Origin of the sequence: Pandoraea cepalis (assembly GCF_902459665.1) — a bacterium.
GTDB lineage: Bacteria > Pseudomonadota > Gammaproteobacteria > Burkholderiales > Burkholderiaceae > Pandoraea > Pandoraea cepalis.
Genome location: NZ_CABPSL010000012.1, coordinates 116,566 through 136,064 on the forward strand (window position 1 = coordinate 116,566; position 19,499 = coordinate 136,064).

Annotated in this window: 15 protein-coding genes; 3 read left to right on the forward strand and 12 right to left on the reverse strand. The window is 63.7% G+C overall.

What is annotated here, in order from left to right:
* Window positions 1-175 precede the first annotated feature (175 nt).
* On the forward strand, window positions 176-2,197 hold the full coding sequence (locus PCE31106_RS15590; RefSeq protein WP_150563894.1) for an NADPH-dependent 2,4-dienoyl-CoA reductase: 2,022 nt from the start codon (window positions 176-178) through the stop codon (window positions 2,195-2,197).
* Between the two features lie 226 nt (window positions 2,198-2,423).
* Window positions 2,424-4,199, forward strand: a complete 1,776-nt coding sequence (locus tag PCE31106_RS15595) for a GGDEF domain-containing protein (protein WP_150563895.1) — start codon at window positions 2,424-2,426, stop codon at window positions 4,197-4,199.
* Between the two features lie 62 nt (window positions 4,200-4,261).
* Here the strand turns inward: PCE31106_RS15595 and PCE31106_RS15600 are convergent, their stop codons facing one another.
* From PCE31106_RS15600 to PCE31106_RS15640, 9 genes are all read right to left on the reverse strand, one after another.
* The gene (locus PCE31106_RS15600; RefSeq protein ID WP_150563896.1) at window positions 4,262-5,473 is read right to left on the reverse strand and encodes an SAM-dependent methyltransferase; all 1,212 of its coding nucleotides are present in this window, start codon (window positions 5,471-5,473) and stop codon (window positions 4,262-4,264) included.
* The gene (locus tag PCE31106_RS15605) at window positions 5,470-6,297 is read right to left on the reverse strand and encodes a DUF1365 domain-containing protein (protein WP_150563897.1); all 828 of its coding nucleotides are present in this window, start codon (window positions 6,295-6,297) and stop codon (window positions 5,470-5,472) included. The genes PCE31106_RS15600 and PCE31106_RS15605 overlap by 4 nt, the downstream gene beginning before the upstream one ends.
* Complete coding sequence (locus PCE31106_RS15610; protein WP_150563898.1) at window positions 6,294-7,598, reverse strand: NAD(P)/FAD-dependent oxidoreductase; 1,305 nt, start codon at window positions 7,596-7,598, stop codon at window positions 6,294-6,296. The genes PCE31106_RS15605 and PCE31106_RS15610 overlap by 4 nt, the downstream gene beginning before the upstream one ends.
* A 151-nt stretch (window positions 7,599-7,749) precedes the next feature.
* A complete protein-coding gene (locus PCE31106_RS15615; RefSeq protein ID WP_150563899.1) occupies window positions 7,750-8,853 on the reverse strand; it encodes an SAM-dependent methyltransferase in 1,104 nt (367 codons plus the stop codon).
* Between the two features lie 31 nt (window positions 8,854-8,884).
* Window positions 8,885-9,676, reverse strand: a complete 792-nt coding sequence (locus PCE31106_RS15620) for a DUF1295 domain-containing protein (RefSeq protein WP_017234376.1) — start codon at window positions 9,674-9,676, stop codon at window positions 8,885-8,887.
* A gap of 187 nt (window positions 9,677-9,863) precedes the next feature.
* Window positions 9,864-10,598, reverse strand: a complete 735-nt coding sequence (locus PCE31106_RS15625; RefSeq protein ID WP_150563900.1) for an anti-sigma factor — start codon at window positions 10,596-10,598, stop codon at window positions 9,864-9,866.
* Entirely contained in the window at window positions 10,595-11,212 is a 618-nt protein-coding gene (locus tag PCE31106_RS15630) for a sigma-70 family RNA polymerase sigma factor (protein ID WP_150563901.1), read from the reverse strand. The genes PCE31106_RS15625 and PCE31106_RS15630 overlap by 4 nt, the downstream gene beginning before the upstream one ends.
* Window positions 11,213-11,418: 206 nt before the next feature.
* Window positions 11,419-13,971 carry a cation-translocating P-type ATPase gene (locus tag PCE31106_RS15635; RefSeq protein WP_437343823.1) on the reverse strand — a complete coding sequence of 851 codons (2,553 nt, stop codon included), beginning with the start codon at window positions 13,969-13,971 and terminating at the stop codon, window positions 11,419-11,421.
* A gap of 41 nt (window positions 13,972-14,012) precedes the next feature.
* Window positions 14,013-14,558, reverse strand: coding sequence for a carboxypeptidase-like regulatory domain-containing protein (locus PCE31106_RS15640; protein ID WP_254441085.1), 546 nt, complete (start codon window positions 14,556-14,558; stop codon window positions 14,013-14,015).
* 265 nt (window positions 14,559-14,823) lie between these two features.
* On the opposite strand from PCE31106_RS15640, the gene PCE31106_RS15645 reads away from it, so the two are divergent.
* Window positions 14,824-15,288 carry a hypothetical protein gene (locus tag PCE31106_RS15645; RefSeq protein WP_150563902.1) on the forward strand — a complete coding sequence of 155 codons (465 nt, stop codon included), beginning with the start codon at window positions 14,824-14,826 and terminating at the stop codon, window positions 15,286-15,288.
* Window positions 15,289-15,344: 56 nt separating this feature from the next.
* Here the strand turns inward: PCE31106_RS15645 and PCE31106_RS15650 are convergent, their stop codons facing one another.
* From PCE31106_RS15650 to PCE31106_RS15660, 3 genes are all read right to left on the reverse strand, one after another.
* A complete protein-coding gene (locus PCE31106_RS15650) occupies window positions 15,345-16,193 on the reverse strand; it encodes a class I SAM-dependent methyltransferase (protein WP_150563903.1) in 849 nt (282 codons plus the stop codon).
* A 357-nt stretch (window positions 16,194-16,550) separates the two neighbouring features.
* Window positions 16,551-17,264 carry an HAD family hydrolase gene (locus PCE31106_RS15655; protein ID WP_017234397.1) on the reverse strand — a complete coding sequence of 238 codons (714 nt, stop codon included), beginning with the start codon at window positions 17,262-17,264 and terminating at the stop codon, window positions 16,551-16,553.
* Between the two features lie 76 nt (window positions 17,265-17,340).
* On the reverse strand, window positions 17,341-19,206 hold the full coding sequence (locus tag PCE31106_RS15660; protein ID WP_150563904.1) for a site-specific integrase: 1,866 nt from the start codon (window positions 19,204-19,206) through the stop codon (window positions 17,341-17,343).
* Window positions 19,207-19,499: the final 293 nt, after the last annotated feature.

Genomic DNA, 19,499 nt, shown 5'->3' on the forward strand with positions numbered 1-19,499 from the left:
TATTTAGACTATGCAACCAGTTGCATAGTGGGCGACGGCCCCTTAAAATCGCCCTCGAACTATGCAACCGGTTGCATAAACCAAAGACCAAAGACGCGCGAACGACGCGTCATGTGCTTGCCGGGTAGTCCCTGCCAAAACCTGCGGCCCGCGCCGAATGACAAGTGAGACAACGATGAGCGGCTATCCCCACCTGATGCAACCCCTGGATCTGGGCTTTACGACGTTGCGCAACCGCGTGCTGATGGGCTCGATGCATGTCGGGCTCGAAGAGGCGCGCAATGGCTTTGCCCGCATGGCCGAGTTTTACGCGGAGCGGGCGCGTGGCGGCGTGGCGTTGATGGTGACGGGTGGCATCGCGCCGAACGACGCCGGTCGGCCCTATGCGGGCGGCGCCAAGCTCAGCACCGAGGAGGAGGCCGAGAAGCACCGTGTCGTGACGCAGGCCGTGCATGCGGCCGGGGGCAAGATCGCCTTGCAGATCCTTCATTTCGGGCGCTATGCGTACCATCCCGATCTGGTCGCGCCCAGCGCATTGCAGGCGCCCATCACGCCCGCCAAGCCGCGCGAACTGACGAGCGACGAGGTCGAGGCGACCATCGGCGACTTCGTCAACTGCGCCGCGCTCGCGCAGCAGGCCGGATACGACGGGGTCGAAATCATGGGGTCCGAGGGGTACCTCATCAACGAATTCATTGCGGCCCGCACCAACCATCGCACCGACGCCTGGGGCGGCAGCTATGAGAACCGGATCCGCTTCCCCGTCGAGATCGTGCGCCGCGTGCGTGAGCGCGTGGGGCGCGAGTTCATCATCATCTACCGCCTCTCGATGCTCGACCTGGTCGAAGGCGGGTCCACCTTCGAGGAAGTGGCGCAACTGGCCCGCGCGGTCGAGGCGGCCGGGGCGACGCTGATCAATACGGGGATCGGCTGGCACGAAGCCCGCATCCCGACGATTGCCACGAGCGTGCCGCGCGCCGCATTCGCATGGGTCACCGGCAAGCTCAAGGGGCACGTCGGCATTCCGCTCGTCACGACCAACCGCATCAACATGCCGGACGTGGCCGAACGCATTCTTGCCGACGGCGAAGCGGACATGGTGTCGATGGCGCGCCCGCTGCTGGCTGATCCCGAGTTCGTGAACAAGGCGGCGGCCGGCCGCGCCGAGACGATCAACACGTGCATCGGCTGCAATCAGGCGTGTCTCGATCACACGTTCAGCGGCAAGATCACCTCGTGCCTGGTCAATCCGCGCGCTTGTCATGAGACGGAACTGCGCATCGAGACGGCCGGGCGCACGCGTCGTGTGGCCGTCGTCGGCGCGGGCCCCGCAGGTCTGGCGGCGGCAACCGTCGCGGCGCGGCGGGGACACGACGTCACGCTCATCGAAGCCGATGCCGAGATCGGCGGGCAATTCAACATGGCCAAGCGGATTCCCGGCAAGGAGGAGTTTTTCGAGACCCTGCGCTACTTCCGTCATGAACTGGATGCCACGGGCGTGAAGGTGCAATTGCACACGCGTGCGACGGTGGCGTCGCTGGTCGACGGCGGGTACGACGACATCGTGCTGGCCACCGGGGTCGTGCCGCGTCGGCCTGCTATCGAGGGACTGGATCACCCCAAGGTGCTCAGTTACATCGATGTGCTGCGTGGCGGGGCATCGGTCGGCAAGACCGTCGCCGTGATCGGGGCAGGTGGCATCGGCTTCGACGTGGCCGAGTTCCTCACGCAAGCCGGCGAGAGTGCCACGCTCGTGCCGGCGAAGTTCTACGCGGAGTGGGGCATCGACCCGGCCTACGCGCATGCCGGCGGCCTGCGCTCGCCAGTGCCGCAGACGTCGCCTCGCAAGGTCTATCTGATGCAGCGCAAGACCTCGAAGGTGGGCGACGGACTGGGCAAGACCACGGGATGGATTCACCGCACCGCGCTCAAGCATCGCGGCGTGGAAATGATCCCCGGGGTGACCTATCGCCGGATCGACGACGAAGGTTTGCACGTCACCATCGACGACACGCCGCACGTTCTGCCCGTCGATAACGTAGTGCTGTGCACCGGACAGGAGCCTTTGCGCGAGCTCGCCGAGGGCCTTCGGGCGGCGGGTGCACGCGTGCATGTCATTGGTGGGGCCGATGTGGCGGCCGAACTCGACGCCAAACGCGCGATCCAGCAGGGCACCGAGGTGGCGATCGACCTGTGACGGCGCCGGGCGGGCGCGGGCGGCGCCAGATCGTTGTGCGACAATGTCGCCTCGTCGATTTCGGCCGCTTGTTTATCGTCCGCCGGCGTTGTCGCAATGCCAAAGCGTGGGCGCCAAGTGCCGGGCGTCACGTGTCCGAGGCACGCTGTGGATTGTCGCCGTCACGGCGGTGTCCGACGCGGCCCGCGTGGGAGCCTGAACCGTGTGGCCGACGGTGTCATCGTCCATGAAGCGCACGTTTCTCTCTACCGTTTCGCTCACCGGCCGCCTGCGGTGGCTGAATCTCGCTGTCGTCTGCGTTGTCGTCGTCCTTTGCAGTAGTTTGCTCGCCTGGACTTGGGGAACGTACCAGCGCGCGAGCGACGCGTCCCTTGCGCTTGAGGCCTTGCGTGCCACGCTGCTCGCGATGGAGAAGGCGTCGGCGGAGCGCGGGCCGGCCAATGCCGTGCTGGGTGCCGATCTCCCGCTTCCCGACGCATCGGTCATTGCGCTGCGCAATGCCCGCGAGGCCACCAACGCGCGACTTCAGGAACTGCTGTCTGCGCTCTCGGCCGATCGGTGCGACGCCTGCGGTGGCAGCTTGCGGATCGTCGAGCGCGCGCGCCTGGATCTCGCGGCGGCCAGCGCGAACGTCGACCTGTTGGTGCAACGTCCACGCGACATGCGCGGCGACGCGGCCGTGCGCGATGCCGTCGATCGCATGATCCGTGTCATCCCCGAGTTCACCTCTGTGGCATCGTCGCGCATCGACGTGATTTCGCGAGGCGCGCCCGACGCGCTTCACTATGTCGTCCTGGCGCGACTGGCGGCGGATCTGCGCGAGTTTGCCGGACAACTCGGCTCACGCTTCACCGCGGCGCTCACCACCGGGAAGCCGCTCGCGGAGGTCGATCAGCGCGCGATTGAACGCACGCTCGGGCGCGTCGAGCAATTGCACGACATGATCGCCGCGCGCATGATCGATCCCCCTGAACTCAGCCCCGAGACGCTCGACGCCCTGAACACCCAGTACTTTGGCGCGGGGCTGCATTATGTGGCGACGGTACGCACGCTGGCCAGTCAGCCCCAACCGGTCGCGCCAACGACGGCCGAGTTTGCGCGCCAATACGTGCCGACGATGAGCGCGATCACCGACTTCCGCGACAACATGCTGACGCTGGCCCAGCGCAAGGTCGACGCCCGCGCCGCGCTCGCGCTCAAGTGGCTGATGGTCACGGCGATCGCTGCGATTACGCTGGTGCTCGGGATGATCGTTGCGCTGCGGAATTTCCGGCGCAGCGTGGTGCAACCGTTCGAGGCGGCAACGCGCTTCGTCCAGGCGCTGGCGCAGGACAATCTCGACGAGGCGGTGCCGGTTGACGACATGCCGACGCAACGTCCGCAGGTGCGGGCCGTGTTCGATGCGCTGCGCGTACTCAGGCTCAACACCCTTGAATTAAGGCAATTGCGGCGCGATCGCACCCGGTTGCAGAGTGAGCTGGAAATGAGCGGGGACACGGACCCGCTGACGCAACTGATGAACTGGCGGGCGTTCGAGCGGCAGGCCCAGGCGCTGTGTGCGATGCCGTCGCCGGGGTTGGTGGCGTTGATCAAGCTGGATATCGACAACTTCACGCAGATCAACGCGACCTGGGGACACGGGGTCGGCGACGATGTGTTGCGCCGTGTCGGCGCGGTGTGTCTCAACACGTGTCAGCCGGGGGATGTGGTGGCGCGGCTGGGTGCGGACGCGTTCGCGATCGTGGCCCGTGTGCTTGCCCCATCTCGCGCGCAGCAATTCGCGGAACTGATGTGTGGGCGTATCGAAGCCACCGCGTTGACGTTGCCGAACGGCGAAGTCGTGCCGCTGACAGCGAGCGTCGGCATCGCCATCGGCGATCCGATGACGTTGGGGCCGACGCCGGTGTCCAGCGGCGGGCCGGCCAATGTCTCGGCACTCTTGAGTCAGGCGGAGCGCCAGCTCGACGCCGCGCGCCGCGCCCGGCGGCGAACCATCGAGTAGGGCGCGGCACATCGCGTCAAGGCAAGGTCCGCGGGCCACCGCGCGCGAACGCGCACGGCGCATCAACGCCCATGCGCCACAACGAAGTGCCGCACATCGATACGCTCTTCAGCGAACGCCGCCTCGCAATATTGGAGATACAGCCGCCACGACCGAATGAACGTGTCGTCGAAGCCTTGCGCACGCACCGCGTCGATCTGCGCTTCGAAGGCGGTACGCCAGTGCTGCAACGTTCTGGCGTAATCGAGACCGAAGCGTAGTGTCTCGACGGCGGTCATCCCGCATGCCTCCGAGGCGCCGACAAATCGCTCCGCGCTTGGCAGCATGCCGCCCGGAAAGATGAACTCGCGGATGAAGTCGCTCGACGAGCGATAGGCGTCGAAGGCGCTGTCGTCGATGGTGATCGATTGAATGAGCGCACGGCCTCCGGGGCGCAAGCGCGACTTGAGCATGCTGAAGTACGCCGGCCAAAACGCTTCGCCCACGGCTTCGAACATCTCGATCGAGACGATGGCGGCGAACTGGCCTTGCACGTCACGGTAATCCGTGAGCGAGACGTCCGCCAGGTGGCTCAGTCCCTCGGCGTCGATGCGGGCTTTGGCGAGCGTCAGTTGCGCTGGCGAGAGGGTGATGCCATGCACTGCGATGCCTTGCCGGGCCGCGTGCAGCGCAAATCCGCCCCATCCGCATCCCACTTCCAGCACCCGCTCGCCCGGACGCAGCGCCAGCGTATCGATGATCCGCTGATACTTGGCGGCCTGGGCGTCGGCAAGCGAACGGTGGCGATCGCCCTCGAACCAGGCGCTGGAATAGGTCCACGTGGCGTCGAGCCACAGTTCGTAGAAGCGATTGCCGAGATCGTAATGCGCGTGAATGTTGCGACGGCTGCCCGACTTGGTGTTGCCGCGCAGGCGATGGCGCAGGTGATACCAGATTCGTGCGATCCGCGAGCCCGTGACGGTGTTGGAGATCGACGCGAGGTTGCGTATCGCGAGCCGGAGCAGCGCCACCATATCGGGCGAGTCGACCCAGCCGGCGCGATAGGCGTCTGCAAAGCCGATGTCCCCGGCGTGCATGATGCGGCGGCAGGCACGCCAGTCGCGCAGGTGAAGCGTTGCGCCTGGCGAACTGTGGGGGTCGCCGAACACATGCAGGGTGCCGTCGGGACAGATCAGCGTCAGGTGTCCGGCGTGAATCCGGCGCAGCAATGCGATAAACAGGCGCGCAGAAATCGGTGCGATCGGACGCACGGAAAGCAGGCGGAGCGGAATCATGGACGAATCTCCCGGTCGGCGGAAGCGGCGCGCTCCGGCGCCGTTGCACGTAGCGTTGGCGGCGTCTTGCCGAAGAACGGCACGCGCTTGAGCCAGAGCCTCAGCGCTTGCCAGTGAATTCTGATGACGACGTTCAGCGCATTGAAGGGCTGCGAAAGCACGGCGAACAGAACGCGCCGCCCCGTGAACGGTTCGGCCCGCATGGCGATCGCCGTGCGCAGCAGCAGCGCATCGCCGACGCGGTAGTCGATGGCGACTGACCATATCGCGCCCTTGCGGCGTACGCGAAACTCGTATTGCCCCTGCACGTCGCAAAACGGGGAGACATGAAAGACTTTGCGGCAGACGAGCCGCGTATCGCCACGAATGGGCGCATGATCGTCGGCACTGAGCAGATACCCGTGGTGTTGACCGAAGGTGTTGCGCACATCCGCATACAAGGCGCGCAAATTCCCCTGACGGTCATGGCAGTACCAGAAGCTCACCGGATTGAACGCGTAGCCGGCCATGCGTGGAATCGTCTGCAGCCAGACGGCGCCGTCGGCGGGAATTCCCGCCTCCGCCAGACGTGCGCGCATCCAGGGCAGGAGCGCACTGCCGTCGCGGGGACCGTAGTCGGCCGATTTCAAGGCGAGTGGGCGTCGCCGGTCCAGCGCGAACCATCGGCTGCGCAGGGCGTCGAGACGCCCGACATCGCAGGCGATCTGAAACATCGAGTAAGTGAACGCATGCCGGACCGGATGCAGCCGTTCGTGGGTCACGAGGCCGCGCAGCAGCCAGGCAGGCGGTGTCGAGGGGTTGCCCGTGACCTCCTTCGTGCTCATGGTTGCGCCCACGTCGGCATCGCGCCAAAGTCGCCGGCCACCCGCAGCGCGGATTTCAGGCCGTCCTCGTGAAAGCCATAGCCGGTCCAGGCGCCCGCGAACCATGTCCGTTGGCGGCCTTGAATATCGGGCAAGCGCGATTGCGCGTCCACGGCCGCCAGATCGAGCAGGGGGTGTTCATAGGCATAGCGTCCCAACACCTTGTCGGGCGCTGGCTCATGGCTCGGGTTGAGCGTGACAATCACGGGGGACGTGAAGGGCAGGGCCTGGAGCTGGTTGATCAGATAGCTCACGCACACGGGACGGTGCGTGTCGGCGGCCGCGTTTGCCTGACTGACGTAATTCCACGCGGACCAGACGCGACGGCGGCGCGGCAGCAGCTTCGGATCCGTGTGCAGGACCGCGGCGTTCGGTTGATAACGCACCGCACCGAGAATCTGATGCTCGGACGCGTTGGCGTCGCCCAGCAACCGCAGGCTGTCCGGGGCGTGCCCGGCGAGCACGACGGCGTCGAAGCGCTGCGATTCGCCGTTGCCGAAGGCGATTGTCACGCCATCGCGCTCGCGCGTCACCCGCCGTACGGGCGTTCGCAACCGGACATCGTCAAGCGTTGCCAACATGCGGCGCACGTAGGCGCGTCCACCACCGGCGACGGTTTTCCATTGCGGACGATGCCGAATCTGCAGCAGCGCGTGATTCAGGCAGAAGCGCAGAAAGGTCGCCGCCGGAAAGTGCAGAATGTCGGCCGCCCGGCTTGACCAGATCGCAGCGGCCATGGGCAAGAGATAGTGGTGCTGGAACGGTTGTCCGTAACCGTTCGCCACCAGCAGGTCGCCGACGGACTGGCGCTCGCGCACCGCGCTTTGCAGGTGTTGCTCCGCCGTCGCGTTAAAGCGCAGTACGTCGCGGAGCATCCCCAGAAAGCGCGGGGAATAGAGGTTGCGACGTTGGGCAAATACGGTGTTCAGGTTCGTGCCCGCCCATTCGAGCGCACCGCCGTCGACCGACACCGAGAACGACATATCGCTCGCGATGGCGCTCACGCCGAGTTCGTCGAACAACGCGATCAGGTTGGGATAGGTGCGATCGTTGAAGACCAGGAAGCCCGTGTCGACCGGGGCACAATGCCCGTCGAGCGTGACATCGACCGTGTTCGTGTGTCCTCCGGCATAGTCGCCCGCCTCGAACACTGTCACGTGATGCTTGCGCGCGAGGAAATAGGCGCTGGCCAGTCCGGCGATGCCCGCGCCCACCACGGCGACACGTTGTCCGGGAGGCAGGGTGGCGGTCGATGCATTCATTGGCTTGTCTCGTCGAAGTTTTTTGCTTATACGAAACGCAAGCGCGCGCGGATGCATGCGCGTTTGAAAAAGCGGTGAGCCACCCACGAATGCGCCCGCCGCGGCCGGATACGCAGGGCGCGCCACGTCATGGCGGCGGCGGGGCGGCGGCTCATACCTGTTGGCGCCGCTTTTCGAACAGATAGTGGCCCACGCCCCACTCGCGGCCCTGGGCGTAGCCGAACAGTTCGGCTACGGCCATATAGAACATGCGCCAGCGCTGGAACTGAACGCCAGCCTGCGGGCCATAACCGGCCTCGAGCATCGGCAGGGTCGTCGCACGCGACGCATCCAGGGCCGCCAGCCAGTCGTTGGCCGTGCGCTCGTAATGGCGACCATCGACCCACCAGCGGTTCACGATGCGCAGGTCGTCCTGGAAGTGCAGCAACAGATCCGCGCTGGGCATGGTGCCGCCGGTGAAGAAGTGTCGCGACATCCAGTCGCTGCCATCCTTGTTCTGGAAGGGGTAGGCCACATGACGATGCGCGAAGAGATGGACGAACAGGGTGCCATCGTCGTTCAGCCAGCGGGCGATCTTGCCGAGCAATGCGCCGTAGTTCTTCATGTGCTCGAACATTTCGATGGACAGGATGCGATCGAATCCTCCGCGAACGCCGTCATCGAACTCAAATTCCGCCACATTGCCGGTCACGATCTGCAGATTCCGAAGCCCGCGTCGCGCCGCCGTCGACTCGATGAAACGGCGTTGACCGTGAGAATTCGACAGCCCGACGACCTGCGTACCGGGATATTGCGCGGCGAGCCAGAGCGAGAGCGAGCCCCAGCCGCAGCCAAGATCCAGAATCCGCTGACCGTCGGCGATGTCGGCGCGCTGCGCGTAGAGGGCCAGCATCGCCTGCTCGGCCTGGGCCAATGTCTCGTCGCCATTCGGGTAATAGCAGCACGAATACTTGACGGCGGGCCCCAGGTGCTCGGCAAAGAAGTCGCTTGGCACCTCGTAGTGCTGCGTGTTGGCGGCCTGCGTATCCACGGCAATCGGACTCGCGCGCAGTTCACTGACGAACGCGGCGAGCGATTCGACGCTTTTCCCGGGATCGTGCGCATGCGCTTCGCGCAGGCGCTGGCGCATCAGCATGCGCATGCCCGCGCGCAAAAGGATATCCGGCACAAGGCCCCGCTCGCAAAGCCGGATCAATCCGGTTTCGTCGGGCGCTTCGGCTCGGGCGGCGGGGGGTTGCGTAAGGGAGGCGGTCATCGCGATGGGCTCCTGACTTCAATGCGCGGATTCATGGCAGCGGCGTTTCCGCGGACTTCCTGGGTGGCCAGGGAATGAGCACGCTGGTGGTTTGCATGTACGTCTTGTAGGCGGGGCGAGAGCGCATCAGATGCGCTTCAAGCAGCGGAATACCCGACACTTTGAGCAGTAGCCACGCCATGAGCAGCGGCGCGAGCAACGTCGTCCATGCCCAGGGCGCGCCAAATGCGATCACCGGGTAGGCACACCAGTGCAGGCACTCGAAGAAGTAATTGGGATGCCGCGAGTACCGCCACCAGCCGACCTGGCAGACTTGGCCACGGTGGCTGGTGACGGCGGTGAAGCGTCGCAGTTGACGGTCGGCCGACGCCTCGCCCGCGACGGCGGCCAGCCAGACGAGTGCGGCGACGGCCAGCGCCCACGGCGCCGGCGCGTGGGCGTTGAATGCCGGCACGAAGAATGCTGCCGCGAGCAGCATGGCGATCACGCCCTGCAACTGGAAGAACCAGAACATGTTGCGTCCGGCATGCTCGCCCCACTGTTCGCGAAACTGCCGGTAACGCGCATCTTCCGGATGCCCGTAGTTGCGACGCCAGAGATGCATTGCGAGGCGCAAGCCCCATACGCCTCCGGCCACGCCGACGAAGGCGCGATTGATCGCGTGGCCGGTGCCGAGCCCTGCCGCCGCGATCGCCACACTGCCGAGCGCGGCGGCCCAAACCGGGTCGACCATGCCGGCGTTGTGCGAGCGCCATTGGTAGCACCAGGCGAGCGTCAACGCAGCACACATTCCAGCGAACGATACGACGACAGCAAACAGCATGCTGGCTCCAGATAGGGATTCGGGGCTCGATGCTGCTGTATACGAACGTCACGCGTTGCCGGATGCACGCGCCGGCGACATCTTGGAATCGAAGCGGGGAGCGGGCTTGCGGGAAAGCGACGAAGGGGTTGTCCAACGTACGGACAACCCCTTCAGATGACACGATAGCGGAGGCGCGCCAGGGCGCTCAGGCGGGTCGGATGGCGCCGGTCGCGACCACGGGGCCGGTCGGTTGGCCGGTGGGGGAGCCGCCCGGCGGTTCGACGGACACCGCGAGTACGGCGTTGCTGTCCATCTGCGCGAGGATTTGCGGCGACAGGGTCATCGACGCGGGTTGATCCGAAGCAAATACGCCTAGCGGAATGGGTTTGGCGTTCCGCGGGATCAGCCACAGCTCGGTGGCGCGGCCGGCGGCAATGACGGGCTTCACGACCGGTACCACGACCATGCTCGACCGGCGCCTGTCGACCGTTGCGGTCCAGTGAGCGACGCCATCCTGGCGGGCGATCGTCGACACCATATAGGCATTGGCCGTCACGGCGGGCGGACTGCGCGAGGGCATCAACGTCACGACGTTCACGGCAAGCAGCGCCAGCGCCGCGAGGCTTGCGCCGAGCCCCACCCATCGCCAGAGGCGCAAGTTGTCCCACCAGGTGGCCGGTCGCGGGTGGGCCGTGCGCGGGGCATCCGGTACGGCGCCAAGATCGCGCTGGATGCGTTGCCACACGCGCGGCGGGGGGGCGATGGGCTCGACGTCTTCGGCCAGTCGCGCGATGCGCGATTGCCACTGGTGCAGGGTTGCCTGAATCAGCGGATTCGCGTCGGCGGCCTGCTCGAGTTCGCGCCGTTCGGCGGCACTCAGCACGCCGAGGGCATACTCGGCGCAACGCAGCTCGTCGTCTTGGTTGGCGGGCGTATTCATTGCTCGAGGCACACTTTCAGTTGCATTAGGCTGCGGCGAATCCAGCTTTTCATCGTGCCAAGCGGCACGCTAAGGCGCGCCGCGAGTTCGCTGTACGAGGCGCCAGTAAAGAACGCCTCGCGCACCACGCCACGTTGTTGCGGCTCGAGGCGTTGCAGGCATTGCTCCAGGCGTTGCCGTTCCTCGGACGCTTCGGCAAGTGCGGCGGGCGACGGGTCATCCGATGGGATGGCAAGGGCATCGGCATCGTCGAGGGCGGCCTCACGGTGCTCGCGCAGTCGGTCGATGGTTCGGTTGCGGGCCAACGTGATCAGCCATGTCATGGCGTTGCCGCGCTCGGGATCGAAGCCGCCGGCGCGTCGCCAGACGCTGACGAACACTTCCTGAAGCAGGTCCTCGGCTTCCGCCTTGTCGCGCACCATTCGCAGGATCACGCCGAACAAACGTGCCGATGTCATCTGATAGACGGCGGCAAAAGCTTCGCGGTCTTCCTGCCCCACGGCCGATAGTGCTCGGTTCAATGCGTCGCGCCATGCCATGTCGGCATTGGGGTCGTGCTGGCGCTGCGAGGGGGATGGACGTGCTCGATTGGCACTTCTGGGCATGTCGTTCATGCGGACGTGGCCTTCGTGTGGGCCATAGCATTGACGTTCCGCGCAATATAGCACCTTCGGTGCGAAATGGCGCGTTGTGTCCGGCATGAGAAGGCGAGGATTCGGCATGGCGTGCTGACCGACGATGAGCGTGTTGAGTCATACGTATCAGGCACGCGTCCGGATGCGCGGCATCGGTGTATTCTCGGTTCGCCGTTGGCTCGCGTTCAGGGAGTGAGCAGTGCCACAAGTCCAAACAGTCGTGCCAGGGGCGGTACGGACATCAGCAGTATCAGCGCGCCCCCGGTCAGGCCCAACACCCACCAGAGGTAGGGGTTTCGGGGCTGTCCGCGATCGGGACGCTTCGTACGCAGTACCCGCTGGACCACGAAGATCAGCGCGACATTGACCACGACCAGCAGTTCGAATGCCAATGTGCGGGCCAAGGGGATCGGGTCGGCGTCGGCGCTGACATAGCGCAGCAGTCCTGCGTAGACCCCGAGGACCAGCACGCCGGCCAGCGCGCCCACGGAGGCCACTTGCAGGAAGGCGCGGGACGATAGGAGTCGTGCCCCGGCGTGCCGGGGAGGGGTCGTCATCAGGTGAGCGGCTTCCGGTTCGTTCTCGAATACGATCGAGCAGACCGGATCGATCACGAGTTGCAGGAAGACGATGTGGACCGGCGCGAGCATGGGCGGCAAGCCGACCAGAATCGGCACCACGGCTGCCGCGACCATGGGAACATGCACCGCGATGGTATAACTGATCGCGAGAACGAGATTGGCGTAGATGCGTCGCCCGAGTCGGATGGCCGACACGATCGGGGCGAAGTTGTCGCGCAGCAGGACCAGCGCGGAGACTTCGCGAGCGACTTCCGCGCCGCGCAATCCCATCGCAATGCCAATGTGGGCCGCCTTCAGGGCCGGTGCGTCGTTCACCCCGTCGCCCGTCATCGCCACCACTTCGCCGTTGTCTCGCAGCGCATTCACCAGGCGAAGCTTTTGCTCGGGGCGGATGCGGGCGAAGGTCTCGACGTCCTTGACCGCGTCGCGCACTTGGGCGTCGGTCATGGCCGCCAGGGCCTGCCCGGTCACGATCCGTCGGCAGTCGATACCGACCTCGGTCGCGATCGCTTGCGCCGTCGACGGATAGTCGCCGGTCACCATGACCACGCGAATGCCTGCGGCATGGCATTGCGCGATCGCCTGTGCGACTTCCGGCCGGACCGGGTCGGACAGACCGACCAGCCCCAGGAACTTGAACGCGAAGTCGTGCTGATCCTTCGGCCACTCGGGGCGCGAGTGCGAGGCCTTCGCCACGCCCAGCACCCGCAATCCGCCCGACGCCATGGCTGCCGCCTGATCCAGGACCGCCTGGGTTGCCGTCTCGTCCAGATGGCAAAGCGCACAGACGGCTTCCGGTGCCCCCTTGCAGGCCACCGAATGATGGGTGGGTTCCGGAGTGCGCCACGCGTGGGACATTGCGGGCACCTCGGGCGTCAGCGCGTACTCGTGCACCAACGACCAATCCGTGTGCAAACGTCCGGTGCCCGCGAGGCCCAGGCGTCCGGTCTCGTGGAACGCCCGCTCCATCGGGTCGATGGGTTCGATTTCGCTGGCGAGCACGAGGTACTCGATCAACTCGTGAAAGGCGGTGTCGATCCGTGGGGTCGAGGGATCCACGTCAAATCGTCTGCCATGGGCGACGAGCGCGCTCACCGACATGCGATTCTGGGTCAGCGTGCCCGTCTTGTCGACGCACAGCACCGACGTTTGACCGAGTGTCTCGATCGCGCTCATCCGGCGCGTGAGCACGCCCTCTTTGGCGATGCGGCGTGCGCCCAAGGCGAAGAACACCGTGAGGATGACCGGAATCTCTTCGGGCAGGAGGCCCATCGCCAGCGTAATCCCGGCGAGTATGCCGGGAAGCCATTCGCCAACGCGCCAACGGTACGTGAGCGTGAGGAGAACGACTGTTGCGATGGCGACGGCGGCAAAGCGATTGACGAAGGTTCTCGTCTCGACTTGCAGCGGGGAGAGCGCTTCCGAGATGCCGCTCAGCGACTTGCCGATGCGACCGAGCGTCGTATTCGGTCCGGTGGCGGTCACGGCCATGCGGGCTTGCCCTTGTACCACCATGGACCCGAAAAATAGCTGGCTGTCGGCGGCCTCGCCCTGGTCGATCGATTGGCGGGAGCGGGCATCGAGCGGGGTGACGGCCTTGCTGACGGCAACGGATTCCCCCGTCAGCAATGACTCGTCCACACTGAGTTCGTGGAGTTCAACGGCAAGGCCGTCTGCGGGCACGCGGTTGCCTTCATCGACGAAAACGATGTCGCCGGGGACCAGTTCCGAGGCGGAGACCAGTTGACGGCTGCCGTCGCGAAGCACCTTGGCGCGCGGTGCCGACAGTTCGCGAAGCGAGTCGAGCACCTGGGCGGTGCGATGGCTCTGATAGACGGTGAGAAGGACAATCGCCGTGACGAAGGCAAGCAGCGTCAGCGCTTCGGCGCGATCTCCGAGAATGAGATAGACGGCGCTTGCCGCGAGCAACAGCAGGAACATCGGCTCGCGCAGCACTTCCCATAACGTGATCCACCAGGTGCGGCGTGCCGCGTAGTCCACGACGTTCCAGCCGAACCGAGCGCGCTGGGCCAGCACCTCGGCGCTCGATAGGCCGTGTTCGGCGTCGGGCGGCCGGATCGGGGCGGCCTCGGGTGCGCTGGCGATGTCACAGGATCCACTGGAAGCGGATGTGGATGTGGATGGCGTTGCGCACATGCGTGTCGGCGCTTGGACGTCTCGCGGCGTGGCAATGCGGCTCACCGGCGATGGGGTCTTGGGCACTGCTTGCAGAGATGCAGCACGGCTGGCGCGTCTGGATCGTCCCAGGAGAAATGGAGGTCGACGGCGCCGCGCTTGGGGACACGGATATTCCTGGATTCCGATCTGGCGGGGGTGTGCACAGAGACGCGATAGTCGCCCGCCGGCATCCGGACAAAGAGGAACGGTCCCTCGGTTCGCACCGCCAGGACGTGTCGCCCGGCCCCTGCGGTGATAGTGACATCGACGTCGGAGAGATAGCTTCCCGACGTCGACGTGAACGTCATCCGGAGGTTGTACTGGGGCGCTGCGGCGCGAAACACCTGGACTTCGTCCTCGCCAATGCCGCCCGTGATGTACGAGACGCCACTTTCCGATTCCGGTTGTGGTGTCGATGCGGCCAGCGCGACGCCAATCATGCATAGCCACGCGAAAAGTGGCACAAACAGCGAAACGCGGGCGCTTCTCGACATCACAATTCTCCCCATATCGGTCTCGCTTCCAGAATGGCCGGTGGCGCTCGTTTGCGTGTTGATCGATGTCAAGGAGCCGCTTGCGATGTCATCGCATTGGGCGCGCCGTTTGCCGTGCGTCCATCGACACGCGCGCGTGCCGCGCTGCCGGCCGGCGGCAACGCTTGATGCGCACCGACGTCGTTGGCGCGGCACGGCCGACGCGATCAAAGGTTTGACCTGCCTCAAGGCACGCCTTGGGGCGTCGCCTACCCTGAACATGCACGATTGGCCCGGCATTCGCGCGGTTTGTACACGCGTTGGTGCTGTCAGGATTTAGGTTCAGGAGATTGATGAGATGGAAAAGAGAACCATGAAGCGCGCGTTATCGATCGCGTCGTCAGCGGTTTTGATAATCACTGCGATCCCGGCGCTTGCCCAACCGAAGGATGACGACTGGGGGTGCGGGCGGGGATATGGGCCGGGCATGATGGGCGGCGGTTATGGCTACGGGCCGGGCATGATGGGGCGGGGCGGCATGATGGAGGGCCCTGGCGGCTGCGGGCCGTGCTGGGGGCCTGGCGCCGCGGGCGGGGGCGGGCCGGGGGCCCAGCGTGAAGATCTCAAGTTGAGCGTTGATCAGGTCCGAAACAACATGGACGGGTGGCTCAAGCGCATGGGCAACGCGCGCCTCAAACTCGGCAAGGTGGTCGAGCGAGATGCCGACACCATCACTGCCGATGTGGTGACGGCAGAGAAGGATGTCGTCGTTCAGCGCTACGAAGTCAACCGGCACTCCGGGTTCGTTCGACCGGCGCGTTGAGAGGAGGGCGCGTGGCGCGTTGTTGTTCGCGCTTCGCGCACCTCAGATCGTAGGGACTACTCCGCTGACACTGGTGCTGGCGAGGTAAAGAAACGTTCGCGCATTTCTTCCAGCCCGAGCGATGCGAGCACCTCGTCCAGGCGTTCGGCGGGGCGGCGGCGCGGCAGGTTCTTGTATTGCGCGATGATCAGCTCGTTTTTCATTGAGTGTTCCCAGCCCACCAGTTCGGTCACGCTGACGTGGTAGCCGTGGGCCTCCAGTTGGAGGCAGCGCAGCACGTTCGTGATCTGGCTGCCGAATTCACGCGTATGCAGCGGGTGGCGCCAGATTTCCGTGAGTGGATTGCCCGCCAGTTGTTTGCCTTTGTTCTTGCGCAGCACGCCCGCGATTTCGGCCTGGCAACAGGGCACGAGCACAATATGACGCGCTTGCTTGGCCAGCGCGAAACGGATCGCGTCGTCGGTGGCGGTATTGCAGGCATGCAGCGCGGTGACGACGTCGACCGTCGGCGGCAGTGCCGGCGAGGTGATGGAGTCCGCCACGGACAGGTTCAGGAACGACATTCCCGTGAAACCCAACCGCTCGGCGAGCGCTTGCGAGGTTTTGACCAGTTCCTCACGGGTTTCGATGCCGTAGATATGTGAGTCGTCCGCGAGTGCCTTGAAGAACAGGTCATAGAGGATGAAACCCAGGTACGACTTGCCGGCTCCGTGATCGACGAGCGTTACGCGACCGCGCTCGGACTTGATTTCCTGGAGCAGCGGCTCGATGAACTGGAACAGGTGATAGACCTGCTTGAGCTTGCGCCGGCTGTCCTGGTTCATCTTGCCGTCGCGCGTGAGGATGTGGAGTTCCTTGAGCAGCTCGATGGACTGGCCGGGGCGGACTTCGTGGGTATTTGACATGAGCAGACTAAGTAAGCAGCGGGCGGTGGTCCGTCCCGTAAATACCGGCAGTTTACCGAAAAGACCGGCGAGCGCGCGGTATCGGCACGCTGTCCGTAATTCGCATAATGTACATTATGTTAAATTACGAAAATTAGCGAACACAAAGTGGGCTAGCGAAACCCGTTTGTGGACAGTCGGCGGACACAAATTAGGTTAACAAAACCCGTTTTTGGGACACAAATGTGCGACTTCAGCCAATTTGCGGATTCGCAGCAATTTTCTGTCTTGCAAACGGTGACTCGCAGAATCGTGGCAAATTTGTGTCCATCTAGGCAGGTGCTGTTGTTACGTCGATCAATGGTATTTGGAGTTTCCCTACTGTTTCCCTGGCGCGTGGATGGTCCGCAGCAGCAGCTCTAGCGAACCAATGCTGGTGATCCCTTGGTGCCGAGAGGCAGATCGGTCAATGAGAACTGCCCGAATGCCTGCGGAATTGGCACCTGCGTAATCACCGGCGAGCGAATCCCCCACCATTACGGTGTGCTGGACGTCAACCCGAAGCTCGTCGCATGCCCGTTCGAACATTCGAGAATCTGGTTTGAGCCATCCGGATTCAAATGACCAGATGCAGGTCGTGGACGTGATGGGCAAACAATCGAGTGCCGGTTGTGCGTACGGGCTCGTCAAATTGGACACTAGCCCGATCTTGACGCCCCTTGCTGCAAGGACTCGTAGGGTTTTGTCGGCATCGGGAAATAGCCTGATACTCGCCAGTTCGATCTGCAAGTCCCTTTCGAGTGAGGCCAACATGTCGGCGCCGGCATGGACGTGATTGGCCATATCCTCAAGCGTCATGCGACGCGTCATCACCATTTCAAGCGCTGCGCGCGGATCTGGTGACAGCTTCGCCAACTTCAAGAACGGGTGCTTTCTCCGACCGACGTTACAGAGGGTTCCGTAGACGTCGAAAAGCACGGCGTCGATTGTCGCGGAATGCTCTTGCGGTGCAATTGGCATGATCGGCGTCCGAAGGTCTGCGGGCGAATCACAAAGACCGCGTGACATGTTCATGTGGGCATACCAGCCCATACTTGTTTCGAATCTATCTCCCTCTCCCCTGCCCGCTGCATTTCCGAACCTTACGCCTCGCTCGTCCGTCGCAAGGCTAACGCCACAGGTGTGAAATTCTAGCGAGTTCTTTTAGCAGTCTTTCGGCGGGAAGTCTGCCACGAGGTCCCAAGTATGCCAACGTCGAGGATGGAATGCTGTAAGGCTTGCCAAAGAGTGCCCAGTTGTTTCCCCCAGCATCTTCGACCTGTTGCAAAAATGTGTTCGCCAATCGCCGGGCACCTGCATGCAATAGTTGCTCGGCTGTGTGAGCATCCGATACTGCGGTCGCCAATGACGCCGCATCGCGGAACGCCTGCCGTGCGATCTGTTGAATCCCCACGAGACCCGTGCCAAGAAGGGGTTCCGACGTGGGATTGGCAGGCGCTTCTTCAACCGTCCACAAGTCGTCCGACGAAGTTTGGATGGCCATCAGACCGACCCAGTGGCTCAGCATTTCGGCTAATGGCGGCACCACATAGACGATCTGACGATCGGGCAATCTGCGCCGAACTTTGAGCACAGTTTCATGCGGCTGAATGGAGAGGTCCGCGCCTGATAGTGCTTGAGCTTCGGGCAGGCTTAGCGTCCCGTAAAAGCAAAGCGATATCAGGAGTTCACGTCGCAACCCTTCCGGCGTGCCATCATTCTTAATCGCCTGCCAGAGATAGGCCATTGCAGAGGAACCAATAGGCTCGCTGCGAATTTGCTTTACGCTCCCTGCGATCAGCGGGTTGGCAAGGGCCAGCGGCCCGGTTTGATACGGACGGATTTCGTGACAGTTCGTGGCATACTGAATGCTGCTTAACCATTCGTAGAATAGGCGGGCTGTGACCATTGTCGTGCGAATGCTCGATAGCGCGAGTGGGCCACGAAATGGTGCCCATTGTGCATCGGTGCCGTTGCCCATGATCCACAACGCCCGTGGATTGGGCTCCAGCAGGAAGGCCTCAAATGCATCAAAATCACTGCTGTCAAGCGAACTCATGGCCTTGCCACGTTGCACGTAAGCCCAATTTACAATTTTTTCGAGGGCGCGTTTGTAACTCGTGGCGGCTGCGGGATGATCCCGAAATGTATCCAACCACGCGTTGATGGCCTGCAGGTCATTTTGCAACGGTATCGACGGACCTTCCGGCGCGCGGAATGTGCCATCATGACCATCGAGTTCGGGCCCCGGATGCAAAAGCGCTAGGCGTTGCGGGCGATCCAGCTTGGTAGTGGACGCGGTATTTCGTTCCTCCACGCTCGTCGGTGGTGCGCTGATCTCGCGGTCTGTGCATTCAAAGTGCCTCGATAGGCGTGTGGCAACCGTCGGGATCGCGGCGACAAGCCACGATGCTAGATGAATCCATGTGTCATAGCCTTCGCCCGCGCAAACGAAGGTCCAGATCTGGGCCGCCATGCCGGGCGAATCCGATTCATACGCGTAGTTCAAGTGACGCGGCCACGGCGGATTTGCCGAATTGAGTTTCGGGCGAAATTCATTGAGCAGCTCCATCCATCGAGGGTTGCGGGGGCCTGGCGAATCCAGTGTTTTGATCTGGCTTTGCCAATGCACGCACACGGCGTAGTCAGCCAGAAAGCTCATTGCACAGTATGCGACCCATGTTTCCATCGTCACGATAACGTCGACCGGCCATGAAGCCATTCGACTGCGCAACGACGTCAGTGGCTTAGGCGCGCGTACGTCACGTGCTCTTTCGAATCGCTGTCGCCACAGAATATAGGCGCTGAGCTCAGGCGGCTCATCAGGAGGCGAGACGAGCATTGCGCCATCTTCATGTTGTTCGAGCCATCGCGTGACGTAGCTCCGATTTGATGCATCGCCACCGAGCCCGAGCGAGTTCCACAGCCAGCGGCGAAAGGCACGAAACAACGACACCATGTGTTTTTCGCGGACGTTGACCTGACTGAAGGTCAAGGGGACAGAAGACCGCAAGCTGCCAATGACGGCGATTTGTCTTGAGGGCGCTAGAAGCGATGCGGGCGTCCGTGACCCGCGGATGTGATTGAGCGCGTGAAATACCGATATCCTTCGCTCTCGCTCAACGTCCGAGAATGAACAAGACCAATTGGATTGATTTGGCCACGTGAGGCTTAGCGCGGAGAGCTCCGTTAGCCAGCGTGTCAACGACACATATTCAGTCTCTGCAACAACAATGTCGGATAATGCGTTTCCCGTTGATGTTGGGCCCCAAGCGGCGCCGTACCAAT